Origin of the sequence: Rhizobium ecuadorense, assembly GCF_001187535.1 — a bacterium.
In the GTDB taxonomy this organism is placed as follows: Bacteria; Pseudomonadota; Alphaproteobacteria; order Rhizobiales; family Rhizobiaceae; genus Rhizobium; species Rhizobium ecuadorense.
On record NZ_LFIO01001780.1, the window covers coordinates 125,035 to 139,438 of the forward strand.

At 60.8% G+C, this 14,404-nt stretch carries 13 protein-coding genes; 10 read left to right on the forward strand and 3 right to left on the reverse strand.

Features of this window, described 5'->3' with window-relative positions; translation table 11 throughout:
• Positions 1-56 precede the first annotated feature (56 nt).
• The 5 genes from AF337_RS35960 to AF337_RS35980 all read left to right on the forward strand — a co-directional run bounded on the left by AF337_RS35960 (position 57) and on the right by AF337_RS35980 (position 6,098).
• Positions 57-1,262, forward strand: coding sequence for an ABC transporter substrate-binding protein (locus AF337_RS35960; RefSeq protein ID WP_049735832.1), 1,206 nt, complete (start codon positions 57-59; stop codon positions 1,260-1,262).
• A 91-nt stretch (positions 1,263-1,353) separates the two neighbouring features.
• Positions 1,354-2,487: an ABC transporter ATP-binding protein gene (locus AF337_RS35965; protein WP_049735833.1), complete on the forward strand. Its 1,134-nt coding sequence runs from the start codon at positions 1,354-1,356 to the stop codon at positions 2,485-2,487.
• 285 nt (positions 2,488-2,772) lie between these two features.
• Positions 2,773-4,071: a DUF262 domain-containing protein gene (locus AF337_RS35970; protein WP_202813704.1), complete on the forward strand. Its 1,299-nt coding sequence runs from the start codon at positions 2,773-2,775 to the stop codon at positions 4,069-4,071.
• The gene (locus tag AF337_RS39330) at positions 4,064-5,182 is read left to right on the forward strand and encodes an AAA family ATPase (RefSeq protein ID WP_063844356.1); all 1,119 of its coding nucleotides are present in this window, start codon (positions 4,064-4,066) and stop codon (positions 5,180-5,182) included. Before AF337_RS35970 ends, AF337_RS39330 begins: the two co-directional genes overlap by 8 nt.
• Position 5,183: 1 nt before the next feature.
• Positions 5,184-6,098 (forward strand): hypothetical protein, encoded by a 915-nt coding sequence (locus AF337_RS35980; protein WP_049735835.1) that lies wholly within the window; start codon positions 5,184-5,186, stop codon positions 6,096-6,098.
• 351 nt (positions 6,099-6,449) lie between these two features.
• Here the strand turns inward: AF337_RS35980 and AF337_RS35985 are convergent, their stop codons facing one another.
• The 3 genes from AF337_RS35985 to AF337_RS35995 are packed head-to-tail and all read right to left on the reverse strand — an operon-like array spanning position 6,450 to position 9,538.
• Positions 6,450-7,550 (reverse strand): D-TA family PLP-dependent enzyme, encoded by a 1,101-nt coding sequence (locus AF337_RS35985; RefSeq protein WP_049735836.1) that lies wholly within the window; start codon positions 7,548-7,550, stop codon positions 6,450-6,452.
• Positions 7,551-9,026 (reverse strand): M81 family metallopeptidase, encoded by a 1,476-nt coding sequence (locus AF337_RS35990; RefSeq protein ID WP_049735837.1) that lies wholly within the window; start codon positions 9,024-9,026, stop codon positions 7,551-7,553. It abuts the gene before it with no gap.
• A 29-nt stretch (positions 9,027-9,055) separates the two neighbouring features.
• On the reverse strand, positions 9,056-9,538 hold the full coding sequence (locus AF337_RS35995; RefSeq protein ID WP_049735838.1) for a hypothetical protein: 483 nt from the start codon (positions 9,536-9,538) through the stop codon (positions 9,056-9,058).
• A gap of 111 nt (positions 9,539-9,649) precedes the next feature.
• Here AF337_RS35995 and AF337_RS36000 point away from each other — a divergent pair, with 111 nt between their 5' ends.
• The 5 genes from AF337_RS36000 to AF337_RS36020 all read left to right on the forward strand — a co-directional run bounded on the left by AF337_RS36000 (position 9,650) and on the right by AF337_RS36020 (position 14,327).
• On the forward strand, positions 9,650-10,039 hold the full coding sequence (locus AF337_RS36000) for a RidA family protein (RefSeq protein ID WP_049735854.1): 390 nt from the start codon (positions 9,650-9,652) through the stop codon (positions 10,037-10,039).
• 21 nt (positions 10,040-10,060) lie between these two features.
• Positions 10,061-10,924: a MurR/RpiR family transcriptional regulator gene (locus tag AF337_RS36005; RefSeq protein WP_049735839.1), complete on the forward strand. Its 864-nt coding sequence runs from the start codon at positions 10,061-10,063 to the stop codon at positions 10,922-10,924.
• 25 nt (positions 10,925-10,949) lie between these two features.
• Positions 10,950-11,726, forward strand: coding sequence for an SDR family oxidoreductase (locus AF337_RS36010; RefSeq protein WP_049735840.1), 777 nt, complete (start codon positions 10,950-10,952; stop codon positions 11,724-11,726).
• Between the two features lie 98 nt (positions 11,727-11,824).
• Positions 11,825-13,048 carry an MFS transporter gene (locus AF337_RS36015; protein ID WP_049735841.1) on the forward strand — a complete coding sequence of 408 codons (1,224 nt, stop codon included), beginning with the start codon at positions 11,825-11,827 and terminating at the stop codon, positions 13,046-13,048.
• A gap of 76 nt (positions 13,049-13,124) precedes the next feature.
• Positions 13,125-14,327: an ROK family transcriptional regulator gene (locus AF337_RS36020; RefSeq protein WP_049735842.1), complete on the forward strand. Its 1,203-nt coding sequence runs from the start codon at positions 13,125-13,127 to the stop codon at positions 14,325-14,327.
• Positions 14,328-14,404: the final 77 nt, after the last annotated feature.

The window sequence follows — 14,404 nt, forward strand, 5'->3', positions numbered from 1 at the left end:
ACAGCTAACACAAGAACGGGAGTCACGACGTGAGCATTACAATCAAGACAGGCCTTATGGCCCTCGCTTTGCTTGGTTCGACGGCATTGACCGCGGTCACTGCCCATGCGGCCGACAAGGAAATCAGCTGGATCTATTGCGGCGACACGATCGACCCGGTCCACGTCAAATACATCAAGCAATGGGAAGAAAAGAACACTGGCTGGAAGATCACCCCTGAGGTTGTCGGCTGGGCGCAGTGCCAGGACAAGGCGACGACGCTGGCCGCCGCCGGCACGCCGGTTGCCATGGCCTATGTCGGCTCGCGCACGCTGAAGGAATTCGCGCAGAACGATCTGATCGTTCCGGTGCCGATGACCGACGACGAGAAGAAGACCTATTATCCCCACATCGTCGACACGGTGACCTTCGAGGGCAACCAGTGGGGCGTTCCGATCGCCTTCTCCACCAAGGCGCTTTACTGGAACAAGGACCTGTTCAAGCAGGCCGGCCTTGACCCCGAGAAGCCGCCGAAGACCTGGGCCGAAGAAATCGAGATGGCAAAGACCATCAAGGAAAAGACCGGCATTCCGGGTTACGGCCTTTCCGCCAAAACCTTCGACAACACCATGCACCAGTTCATGCATTGGGTTTACACCAATAACGGTGCGGTAACCGATGCCGACGGCAAGGTCACGCTCGACAGCCCGCAGATTCTCGCCGCCCTGAAGGCCTATAAGGACATCGTCCCCTACTCCGAAGAAGGCCCGACGGCCTATGAGCAGAACGAAGTCCGCGCCATCTTCCTCGACGGCAAGGTGGCGATGATCCAGGCCGGCTCCGGTGCCGCCGACCGCTTGAAGAAGACGCAGATCAGCTGGGGCATCACGACGCTGCCGCTCGGCCCCGACGCCAAGGGCCCGGGCACGCTCTTGATCACCGACAGCCTGGCGATCTTCAAGGGCTCCGGCGTCGAGGACAAGGCGACCGAGTTCGCCAAGTTCATCACCTCCCCTGATGTCCAGTCCGAATACGAGCTGCAGGGCGGCGCCGGCCTCACGCCGCTGCGCCCCTCGGCAAAGGTCGATGAGTTCGTCGCCAAGGATCCTTACTGGAAGCCGCTCATCGAGGGCATCAGCTATGGTGGTCCCGAGCCGCTCTTCACCGACTATAAGGGCTTCCAGAACTCGATGATCGAAATGATCCAGTCGGTCGTCACCGGCAAGGCCGAACCGGAGGCAGCACTCAAGAAGGCTGCCGGCGAAATCGAAGCCTTCAAGTAAGCCCTTTTGAGGCTCCCTGGGGTCGCGGCACAAGCCGCGGCCCCTCCCCACTATTGAATGTGCGACGAAGGCCGCCGGCGGAGACAGATTTTTGGGACAGCTCCTTCTCAACAAAGTTCAGAAATTCTACGGCGACTACGAAGTTCTGAAGGGCGTGCAGCTCGAGGTGAGGAATGGCGAGTTCGTCGTCTTCGTCGGGCCGTCCGGCTGCGGCAAATCCACCCTGCTGCGGATGATCGCCGGTCTCGATGCGACGACGGCGGGCGATATCGTCATCAATGGCGTCAGGGTCAACGACCTGCCGCCGGTCAAGCGCGGCATCGCCATGGTGTTCCAGTCCTACGCGCTCTATCCGCACATGACCGTCTTCGAAAACATCGCCTTCCCGCTGCGCGTCGAGAAGATGGAAGAGGCAAAGCTCAAGGCCAGGGTCGAAAATGCCGCACGCATCCTGCATCTCGAGGAGCGGCTGCAGCAGAAGCCCGGCATGCTCTCCGGCGGCCAGCGCCAGCGCGTGGCGATCGGCCGCGCCATCGTGCGCGAACCGAAGATCTTCCTGTTCGACGAGCCGCTGTCCAACCTCGACGCGGCGCTGCGCGCCGATATGCGCATCGAGCTTGCCAAGCTGCACCGGCAGCTGAAGGCGACGATGATCTATGTCACGCACGACCAGGTCGAGGCGATGACGATGGCCGACCGTATCGTCGTGCTCGACGCCGGCAATATCTCCCAGACCGGCGCCCCGCTGGAGCTTTACCACAAGCCCGCCAACCAGTTCGTCGCCGGCTTCATCGGCAACCCGAAAATGAATTTCCTGCCCGTCACCTGCAAGGGCGTCAGCGCCGCCGGCGTCGAGGTGGAGTATCGCGGCCAGACCGCCCTTCTGCCGGTGACGCCGCGCGACGGCATATCAGGCAAGACGCTGACACTCGGCATCCGCCCGGAGCATATCCAGCTCAACGGCGGCGACATCGTCTTCACCGTCACCCCGACCGTCATCGAACGCCTCGGCGCCAATACCGTCGCCTACGCCTCGCTCAACGGCGAGGCCGAGAATTTCTGCGCCATGCTCCCCGGCAGCGTCGGCATCCGCGCCGATGCGCCGGTTTCAACCGGCATCAATGCCGCCGACTGCCATCTCTTTGATGAGGCGGGCATCGCGTTTGAGCGCCGTGTGGAGCTGACGGAGATCGATATGAACGTGATCAACCCGACGGCGGCTTGACGCGACTGGCTTTCTGTCCCGGGGGGGCGTCCTGCCGGGGGTCGGGTCCCGGGGCGAAATGACGCGCTAAGAATTTAAGGCCGCCTACCAGTACCCGTTCGGTCGATTTTCAGTCCCAGAACGGCGTCAGATAATTTCCTACAGTCGCAAAATCCGGCCCATTATGGACATCTGGTAGTACGGCTGCTTTGCACCGATTTCGGGCGTTCAGACGCAACGCCGGCATTCCAAAAAGCCAACTTCCACGTCAGTCGACCAACATCATTTCCTTATCGGGTCCGCGCATTGATCGAGGCTGAACTTGCCTTTCCATACGACTTTAACAAAATTCTAAGTGGCGTTGCGATTATTATTCGATTGCTGGAATTGAACGCGGTACTTTGCTACATGGCAAGCATGAAGACCCAGGTGATCATATCCGAAACTCCTAAAGTGCCCGAGGAAGGGACGTCATTCGCTACCTGGAGTGGAGTCGAACAGGAGCTCCCCAGCGATAGTAGCAGCGAACTGGTGATTGCCGAGCCGTTCAATCCCGACGACATCGATGTCGCCACCAGATCGATGACAATTGACCTGCTGTTGTCGCGCATCCGTAGCAAGGCTATTGATCTAGAGCCGGACTTCCAACGGCGCCGGGGAATCTGGAACGATCGCCAGCAAAGCCGCCTGATAGAATCTCTCCTGCTTCGAATACCTTTGCCGACGCTCTACGCCGCCGAGGACGAAGATGAGGATTGGGCAATTGTTGATGGTATCCAACGTCTCACGACGATCACGCGTTTCATCGACCCGGAGGCGATCGGTGAAACTCCCTTACGGCTAAGCGGACTTGAATATCTGGGCGCTTCCTTCGAAGGTATTTTGTTTGAAGGTCTTCCGGCAAGGCTGAAGCGCCGGCTTCGGGAGACTGAGCTCGTCGTCCACGTTATTCGTCATGGCACGCCGCAAGAGGTGAAGTTCAATATCTTTGCCCGTATCAACACCGGAGGCTTGCCACTCTCGGCGCAGGAACTGCGCCACGCTCTCATTCCTGGTGGAGCGCGTAAGTATCTGGGACAGCTTGCTGGCTCCGAGGCGTTCAAGGTTGCGACGACCTACAGCATCCGTGATGAGCGAATGGCAGACCGCGAGATGGTTTTGCGTTTTCTAGCCTTCAGCATGAATCCGCCCGAGCAGTTTCGGGCCTATGACTTCGACCGTTTCCTCGGTGACGCAATGCGTCAGCTTAACGCGCTCGACGACTTAAGGCTTGCTGCGCTCGAGTACGGTTTTAACCGCGCGATGGAGTGCGCATCTGCCATTTTTGGAGACGACGCCTTTCGCAAGCGTTACCATGAGAGCCATGGTCGCCTCCCTATCAACAAAGCACTGTTTGAAACGATCTCCGTGTCGCTTGCCAATTTAACTGAGGAAGGGCGGGAACGCTGCGTGCTCCGTCGCGATGAAGTACGTCGCCGGATGATGGCCGCAATGCGAGATCGCGATTTCGAATCCGCAATCTCACAGGGCACTGGCGACACCAACAAGGTCCGCAAACGCTTTGCCACCGTATCCACGATCTTCCTGGAGATTGCTGATGTTTGAACGCCTGACCCTGCACAATTTTAAGGCGTTCCGAGATATTAGCATTCCGCTCAAGCCGTTGACCCTGCTTTCCGGACTCAATGGATCCGGCAAGAGCACGACACTCCAAGCGCTCGCTTTGCTGCGTCAGTCATGGGATACGCGCTTATTGATGAGGCAGGGCCTTCTTCTCAACGGGGAACTGATCGAACTCGGAACAGGCGTTGACGTTTTAAATGATCAGCATGATGATGAAGAAATAGGCATTGCGCTTCACGATGGCATGGGACGGATTTTCGCTTATCGCGTTGCTTATGATCCCCGTGGAGATCTCCTGCATTTTGTTGAGCATCCAAAATTCGGCTTCTTTTCAGGGCTGGAGCACCAACGCGGTCTTTTCGGACACTGTTTCCAATATCTACGTGCTGATCGTGCGAGCCCGGATGTGAGCTTTCCTAAAGCCTATCATCTTGTAAGCGAGCGTCGGTTTCTCGGAAGTCGTGGTGAATTTACCGCTCACTTTCTCAGTCTTTTCCGGGATGAGGAGGTTGACCCGCGTCTTCGACACCCCGACGAACCCTCTCCTGGCTTGCTCTCACAGGTAAACGCTTGGATGAAGGTATTCAGCCCCGGTGTAAGCCTTGAGGTGGAAGACATCCCACGTACCGACGCTGTGCGGTTGGATTACTATTACGGCGGTACCGCTGGTATCAGCGGCTCGAACCCTTATCGTTCGACTAACGTGGGTTTCGGTCTCACTTATGTCTTGCCTGTTCTCGTTGCCTGCCTAGCCTCGCCGCCCGATAGTTGGCTACTGATTGAGAACCCAGAGGCGCATCTTCATCCGCAGGGGCAGGCGGCCATGGGGCGGCTTATGGCCAGGTCTGCAGCTACAGGCGCGCGCATTATTGTTGAAAGTCACAGTGATCATGTACTCAACGGCCTTCGGTTGGCAGTTAAGTGTGGCGACATCCCTGCCAACAGCATAGGGCTAAACTTCTTTCGTCGCGGCCCGGCGGACCGGCAGCCTGATCGCGACGATCCAGTTGTGACGGATGACGGTAGAATAAGCAGCTGGCCCGACGGATTCTTTGACCAGTGGGACAAATCGCTCGATCAACTTCTCGAATAACATGACCTTTATAGCATTTCTAAACGAGCTATCCTTCCCCCAAGGGCAGGTCGATCAAAACGCTGCAGAAGCTTCGGTTGTAGGCTTGGTAAAGACGTTGCAAGCGCTCCGTCGAGTGCAGCCGAGCACCGCCTTGCATTCTTCGGTTTCGCTTGCGTCAATCCCAATTGGTGCTGACAACTGGCTTGGACAGATCATGGCCACCGGGCGGAACCGCGACGAATGGAGGTTTCTTCGGGGATTTGAAAATCGCGCGCCTTTTCGTGTCGGGCTAGGCGAAACTTTCGCGATGGATTCCGAGTATCATTTTGGGAATCAGCCCGCTGAAGGTCTGGGATTGAGCCACGCCGTTGGCACGCTAAGCGTAAGTTTTGCAAATAATCCCTGGATAGCGCCAACCGTTGAATTACGACGCATCTTTCTTTCTGACGACGGGGACTGCGAGGGGGAGATGGTCGAGGTTAGTCACGCCTCGACGGCTGATCATATTGCGGCTCATGACAATTGGCTTCGACGCATGCCTCTCGAGAGGGTTCGCGATGGCGACGAATTATGGGTCCGGCGTGAAGAAATCTTTCCTCATTTGCGTTTTCTGCCCCGCACCGAAGCATACATCCGTTCCTTCAAGGCGGGTGAGGTTCGCTTCACCGCAGCCGGGCGCACGTTGATGGACCTGGAAGTGGCTACATCGCGATGGAACACGACTCAAAGTCCCATGCCAACGTGGTTAACACTTACGAGCGCGGAAGCTGAACAGCGGAGCAAGAAGTTTAACTTCGACGACCTCGATGGCGTTGAGCGGTGCTTCGACTGGCATGCCCGGTACACGCCGGGTGCCGGTCGCATTCACTTCTGGTGCGACCGGGCCAACGGGTTATTGATGATCGGTCATGTCGGCGAAAAGGTGCCTGACTAGAAAAAGTTGGCTTCCAGTAGCAAGAAGGAGTCGAGGGCTAATAAGCACGCTCCGGAAGCCGCAGTGAACAGCGGCTTTGGCGTATTGCCTCCAACATGCCAGGTCGCGGCATGAGGCTAGGGGAACGGCCGCTTTTGGTTACCTGTCTCCCACGAGCAGACTGTCTGCGATGCCCCAACTCGAACACTCTCCCGCAGAGCCTATGTCCGCCTTTGGCGCAAAGAGTCATCCGCGGCGTGCACGTCTTGCAGTATTCGCGGCAGCATCATTGCCGATAACGAGACCGCGACCAATGCGTCAATAACCGCGCCCCTCCCGCGATCATAACCATCCCGCCCTCACCCGAAACCCCTACCAGACGAGGCCCCGGGCCGCGACCTCCTCCACCCGGGTCACCACGCCACCCCGATGAAACACCATCGTGTCGAACAGGTTGGAAACCACGCAGGTGTGGTTCGGGATGATGAAGAGCTTCTCGCCGATCTGCGGCCGAGGGCCGGTGCAGGTTGAGAGATCGATCACACCGTGTTCTTCCGAGAGGCTGGTGATCCGCGCCTCGGGGTAACCGACGATCAGGCCATAATCGCTGAAGCCCTGCAGGTCCGAGGTCAGCGCCTTCGAGCCGGCGTCGATGACGGCGCGGTCGGCGGTGGGACGGGAGACGACGGTTGCCAGCACATGCATGGCGCAATCGTCCTGGCTGCAATGGCCCATGCGCACCATCTGGCGGTCGTTATAGATATAGGTGCCGGCGCGGTGTTCGGTGGCGGATTTGACGAGATGCGCCTCGAACAGGCTCGGCGTTCCGCCATTGCTGACGATCGGGCAGGTTATGCCGTCGGATTTCAGGCGGTTCAGCGTCTCGGTGATGAAGGCTTCGACGCTGGCTGCCGATTGCGGCTTCGGATAGGTGACGATGCCGCCGAAGGTCAGGCCGTCGGCCGCGGCGATGCGCCTGGCGAGCGCGGCCGCTTCTTCAGGCGTCTGCACGCCGCAGCGGCCGCCGCCGGTGTCGCATTCGACCAGCACGGTCAGCGGCTTGTGGCCGGAGAAATGCGCCGCGAGCCCGTCGACCGTCGTTTCGCTGTCGGCGACGACCTTCAGCGCCGGGATTTTCTCGTTCAGCTTGGCGAGCCGCTCGAGCTTCTGCTGACCGAGGATGTTGAAGGTGATCAGGATGTCGCCGAAACCGGCTGCGGCAAAAACCTCAGCCTCGCTGACCTTCTGGCAGTTGATGCCCTTGGCGCCGGCGGCAATCTGCGCGACGGCGAGCGCCGGGATCTTGTGCGTCTTGATATGCGGGCGGAAGTTCAGCCCGTGCTGATCCATATAGGATTGGACGCGGGCGATGTTGGCAGCCAGCCGGTCTTCGTCGATCACCGGACGCGGCGTCGAGAGATCGGCGATCCTGTCTCCTGCCCTGGCGACGACGGCAAAGCTGGCATCAGACATCTAGGCGGCTCCGCGTTCTCGTCCATGTGGATCGGCCACGATCGGCCAGATGGTCTTCGGCGCCCGCCGATATGGCGTCGTCGCCGGATTATTGGGATAGGGCGTTCCGGCGGAGCAGTAAAGGATCTCGGCGGCGATCCTGGAGAAGGAGGCGAAGAAGTGATTGGTGGATTTGATCACCAGGATCTTCTGCTTCTCGGGATCGATGCCCATCACCGAAAACAGGCTGGGATCGAAGCTCTGGGCGCGCGTCGAATTGAGGATGATGTCGATGCCGTCGAGCACGATATGGGCGGCATCGCCGAACGGCGCCAGGCTCTCGCCGAACTGCATCTCGGCATTTTTCACCAGCTTGACGACCTTGACGGTGCCGTCGATCGGATTGCCGGTGCCGGGCGCCGATTTGGCGCCGAAGCGCAGCGGAATCTCCGCCCCCTCGCCCGCCGCAAAACAGATCTGCACCGCCACCGGGTCCCAGATCGTGCCGATCGCCGCACTGGTGACGCCGCGGGCCATCAGCTCGGCCAGAACAACGGTCGCGTCGCCGGCCGTGCCGCCGCCCGGATTGTCCCAGACATCGGCGATGACGACGGGCCATGCGGTTGAAGCAATCGCCCGCGCGACGGCTTGCCGCTCGTCGATCTGCGGGACCATGAAGGTGCCGCGTTTCGAAAACAGTTCGAGGCCGAGGTCGCGCGCCAAAGCCGCGCCCTTTTCCGGCTTGTTATCGGTGACAACAAGCAGCTTCGTTCCCATTTCGGGAACGTCGCCGACCATGAAGCCGTGGATCACCGAGATCGACAGGATATCGGGATCATCCTTTTCGATCCGCATGATCTTGTCGACGAAGGAGCGCATCGGCTCGCGCGATGTCGGGAAGACGTCGATCATCCGACAGTCGAACACCGAGATGAGAGGCCTGACCCGGCCTTCCAGCGTGTCGACGGCGATGCGCCAGAGATCCTCGGCGCGATCGACGAAATCGGTATGGGGAAATTCCTTGAAATAGACGGCGAAATCGAGCGCTGCGACGCGCTTGGCCGTCAGATGGCTGTGCGGATCGAGCTCGGCGCAGATGAGGACGTCGGCCCCGACGATCTCGCGCATCCGTGAGAGGAGGTCGCCTTCCGTATCCTCGTAGCCGGCCGCCACCATGGCACCGTGCAGGCCCATGACGACGGCATCGACCGGCATTGCCGCCTTGAGCTGGCCGAGGATTTCGTCGCGCAGCTCTTCATAGGTCGTCCGGTTGACGAGGCCGGCAGGATCGGCCCAGGTGGCGGTTCCCTCGATCAGCTCCCAGCCCTTTTCCCGGGTGACGCGCCGTCCGACAGTGATCGGAGCGGTGCAGAGCGTCGGCGTTTCGGGATGCTGGCCGGGGGGCGCATAAAGCGAGGCTTCGAACGCGCGGCGATCCACGCAGATCGGGGAGAAAGTATTGGTCTCGGTCGCCAATGCCGCCGTGAAAATGCGCAAGAAAGTCGCCTTCGTGTTGTCGGCCTGCTTTACCCCATCGGGTTCGGCAGGTAGCCGGTGAAACCTGAGATCTTCCAGCGCCCCTGGTGAAGCCGGCAATAATAGAGCGTCTGCCATTGCAGCACGTCGCGGGTGCCGTCAGCCCTGGTGATGCCGCCGTCGAATTTCTTGCGCACCAGCGCCATCTCGCCGTCGATCTCGATATCCTCAAGCGTCGTCGTGGTGAAGATCGCCGTGCGCGCATCTTCCGCAAAACTCTGCTCGGCGAAATCCTTCGCCTGTCTCAGCCATTCCTGGCGATAGGCCGCGAGCGTCGGAAATGCCAGGCGCCACCTGTCGGGGCTGACCTGCTTCTGGGCATCGATGCCGATGAAGCCCTCTTCGACGAAATCACGCTCCACCTTCGACCAGTCGGCGGCGAGAAAAGCATCGATATCGCGCGGAACGAGCATTTCCCAGATCGCCTGCCGGGCGCTGTCGGAGGGGAAGGGATTCTGGAAAGGGTCGCGCATATCAGCCCCGGATTGAAATTCTTTTCATAATTCATGTTTTTCACTGGTCAAATTCTGCTTTCTGTGGTCATTTGTCAACTTATCAAGAAAATAATTTGCAAGGACTTCAGCATGCCCATCAAGCGCTATGGCACTGTTCAAACGGGGGCCGGCGGCAAGGCGCTGCCTTTCGCGCGTGCGGTCGAGGCCGACGGATGGCTCTATGTTTCCGGCCAGGTTGCAATGGAAGATGGCGAGATCATCGACGGCAACATCATCGCCCAGACCCACAAGACGATCGCCAATGTGCTCGCGATCCTCGAAGAGGCCGGATACGGCGTCGAGGATGTCGTGCGCGTCGGCGTCTGGCTCGACGATCCGCGCGACTTCTGGACCTTCAACAAGATCTATCAGGAGTATTTCGGCGAGCATCCGCCGGCGCGCGCCTGTGTGCAATCGTCGATGATGGTCGATTGCAAGGTTGAGATCGACTGCGTGGCCTATAAGAAGAAGGGTGCATAAGGAATAAGGGCGGGAGCGGCTTTGGATATCTTTTCGACATTGCAGGAAGACAAGGGCCGGCTCTCTCCCTCCGAAAGCCGCATCGCCGAGATCATCGTCAACGATTTCGAGTTCGCGGTGAACGCCTCGATCATCGAGCTTGCCGAACGCGCCGCGGTGTCGCCGCCGACCGTCACGCGCTTCTGCCGGCGGCTGGGCTGCGAGAGCTTTTCCGATTTCAAGGTGCAGCTCGCCCGCACCGCCCATATCGGCGTGCGCTATCTGAAGCCGGAATCGAAAAGCACCGATCCGGCCGATGTCGCCCAGGATATCATCACCAAGGCGCAGAACGCGCTGTTTCTGCTGCACCGGTCGCTTGATCTGGCGGCGATCGAAGCCGCCGTTTCGTTTATCGCCAAGGCCGATATGATCTATGCCTTCGGCTCGGGCGGCAATTCGTCGATGATCGCCGACGAGCTGCAGAACCGGCTGTTCCGTCTCGGGCTTCGCATCACGGCCAGTTCCGATCACAGCATGCAACTGATGATGGCGGCCGCGGCCCGGCCGGGCGACGTGCTGATCGGCTCGTCCTTCTCGGGGCGCAATCTGGAGCTGGTGCGGGCCTTCGAGCTTGCCCGCGGCGCCAAGGTGAAGACGATTGCTCTCACCCAGACGGAAAGCCCGGTCGCCAAGGCGGCCGAAATCGTCGTGCCGATCGACCTTCCCGAAGGCAATAATATCTATCGCCCGACCTCGACGCGCATCGCCTACATCGCGACGGTCGATATTCTGTCGAGCCTGGTCGCCTATGCGGTTCAGCCGAAGGCGACGACAACGCTGCGGCGCATCAAGCAGCAGCTCGTCATTCACCGCGACGGCGACGACCGGCAATTGCTTGGAGATTGAGGCTGATGAACGGGAGTCTGGGAAAATGACGAAGTCGATAGCCATCGTGACCGGTGCGGCGGGCGATATCGGCGCTGCGATCGCAGCAAGGCTCGCCGATGACCATGATGTCGTGTTTCTCGCCGATATCGATGCTGCGGCTGCTGCCGCCGTCGCTGCGAAGCTCGGGCCGGCCGATCGCTTCGTCGCCGCCGGGTGCGATGTGACCAGCGAGGCGAGCATATCGGAATTGGCCGGACGCGCCGCCGAAGCCGGCCTGGTGCGAACCCTGGTCAACAATGCCGGTGCGGCCCGCGCCACCAGCCTGCACGAGACGACGCCGGAGATCTGGCGGGCGGACAATGCGCTCAATCTCGAAGCGGCATTCCTGTGTTTCCGCGCCTTCGAGCCGATGCTGAAGGCGTCGAAGGGGTCCGTCGTCAACATCGCCTCGGTCAACGGCATGAATGTCTTCGGGCACCCGGCCTATAGTGCCGCCAAGGCCGGCCTTCTGCATTTCACCCGGTTGGTCGCCGTCGAATACGGCAAGTTCGGCATCCGCTCCAATGCCGTCGCCCCCGGCACGGTGAAGACGCAGGCCTGGGAGAAACGCGCCGCCGCCAATCCGAATGTTTTCGAGGAGGCGCGCCGCTGGTATCCGCTGCAGCGTGTCGTCGATCCGAAAGATGTCGCCAATGCCGTGGCCTTCCTTGCCGGTCCGCTCGCCGCCGCCATTTCAGGCGTCTGCCTGCCCGTCGATTGCGGCCTCACCGCCGGCCAGGCCGAGCTGGCGCGAACCTTCTCGCAGTCGGAACATTACTGAAATTCAGGGCTGCGATCTCCGAGCCGAAACGATAGCATGACCTTCCGGACTGCCCGCCGCGGCTGCGCCTGCCGATTTCCCTGACAATTGATGACCCCATGAGCCGCCTCTTCCCCGACGTCTTTCGCAATCCGGCGATCCGCGCCAGCATGATCGCCATTTTCACCTTCGGAATGGCGGGGGCGATGACCGCTCCCTATCGTTCGATCATCGGCATCCGTGAACTGGGCTTGAGCGATGGCCTCTATTCCTTCCTGAGCTTCGCCTCGGCGGCGGTGAACGTCGTCGTCAGCGTCATGCTCGGCAATCTTGCCGATCGGCTCGGTGAGTATCGATCGGCGATGATCGGCGCCTGCATCTTCGGCATTGTCGGCTACGGCATGGTCTATGCCTTTCCGAGCGCAGCGATCTTCGCCATCAGCGGCCTGCTGCCGCTGCCGATCTTCGGGGCGCTGAATTCGCTGCTGTTTGCCAATGCGCGCGCGGCGATGCAGGGCATGAACCGGAATGACATGGTGACGGCCAATTCAGGCGTGCGCGCGATGATCTCGCTCTCCTGGGTGCTGATCCCGGGGATAACCGGCCTGGTGCTCTCGGGCGCATCGAGCATGCTGCCGGCCTATCTCTTTGCCGCCGTCGCCTGCCTGCTATGCCAGGCCATCATCCTCTTCGCCTTGCCGAAGCGGGCGGTAACGGAGATGGCCGCGGCTCACCACCTCAGCTATCTCGGCGCGCTCAGGCAGGTGGTTTCGCCGCGGATTTCGGCGCATATCGCAGGCGTCGCGCTGATCACCAGCACGCTGCATCTGAACGACGCCCTTCTGCCGCTGATCGCCACCGGTGCTGCCCATGGTCGGCTGAGCGACGTCGGCATTCTTGTCGGCATCGTCGCGCTTCTGGAGGTCGTCTTCATCATCGTCTGGTCACGGATTGCGCGCAACGCCGGCCAGATGACGGCGCTTGCCGCCGGCACCATCATCTATGCCCTGTTCCTCAGCCTTCTCGGTTTTGCCTCTGAGCCGTGGCACCTCTATGCGCTGACCTTGCTCGCCGGCATAGGTGCTGCCGCGATCATCAGCATTCCGATCACCTATCTGCAGGATCTGATTGCCGATCGGCCGGGCCTCGGCAGCGCTTTGATTTCCGTCAATATCTTTGCGAGCGCCGGGATCGGCGCGCTGGTTTTTGCCGCCGGCACTTATATCACAGGCTATTCCGGGACCGCCATCATGAGCGCCGTCACCGGCCTGTCGGGCATCACCATCCTCGGCCTGCTGCAGAGACGAAATGCCGTTGCGCCCGTTGACGCCGGGGTTCAGTAAAAGCCGGCGAAGAATGTGGCTTTCATCGCTATCCGTCTTGTGACAAGGGTGAGGCACCATTTCCTTTGAAGGTCACATGAAGGCGATCTCCGGCACGAATCTCGAGCAGGCCAAGTCTCACAACCGGCGTGTGGTGATCGAGGCCGTGCGGACGCACGGTCCCCTGTCGCGCGCGGCGATCGCCCGGATGACGGCGCTGACCGCCCAGACCGTGTCGAATATCGTCGAGGAACTGGAGCGGTCGCATCTTCTCGTTCCGGCCGAGGCGCAGAAGCTGGCGCGGGGACAGCCGATCATCCCCTATTCGATCAATCCCGCCGGCGCCTATTCGATCGGCCTCGAACTCGGCCGCCAGCGCGCCAGCGGCGTGCTGACGGATCTTTCCGGCGCCGTCTGCGCCCGCATCGAGCGTCCTATCGAACATCCCGATCCGCAAAGGGCGATGCCGGCGCTGCAAGCGATCGTCGAGGATCTTCAGCAGGCCTTCGACTTCGACCGGAACCGGCTGCTCGGCGTCGGCATGGCCCTGCCCGGCCGCTATGCCGATGGCGGCATCACCTCCCTCAGCCCGCAGAGCCTGCCCGGCTGGCAGGATTTTCCTGTGGGGCATGAGCTGGAGCGGCGGGTCAAGGTGCCGGTGCTGGTCGAAAACGATGCGACCGCGGCCGCGATCGGCGAGCGTCTTCACGGCGTCGCCCGCGGTCTCGGCAGCTTCGTCTATCTGTTTCTTGCCGGCGGCGGCGGCATCGGCGCCGGCATGTTCCTCGACGGCCATCTCTACAAGGGCAGCCGCAACAATGCCGGCGAGATCGGCCATATCATCGTCGAGCCGCACGGCAAGCTCTGCAGCTGCGGCAAGCGCGGCTGCCTGGACCGCTACGTCTCACCGACCGTCGCTTACGAATTCATGGGCATCGCCAATGCCGAGGAGCTTTCGCCGGACGATCTCGACGCGCTGATCGCTAGGGGCGGCGAAGGCCTGGACGCCTGGCTCGACCAGGCCGTCCAGCCACTGCGGCAGACCCTCGACTTTCTCGAACTTGCCTTCGACCCGCAGACCATCGTGCTCGGCGGCAGCATATCGACCTCGCTGATGGCCCGGCTCGCCGAGCGGCTGGAACCGCTGCACGTGCCGATCGATCCCGACCGGAAGCGGGCCGTGCCCCGCGTCATGATCGGCATGACCGGCAAGGACACCGCCATCCTCGGCGCCGCCGCCCTGCCGATCTTCTCCGAAACCAATCCGCGCTTCGACGTGCTGCAGAAGCCGGTCGGCTAGAGCATGATGCCGAAAAGTGTGAGCGGTTTTCGGGCGACATCATGCTCTAACTCTTTAATTTAGAACAGGATAGATGA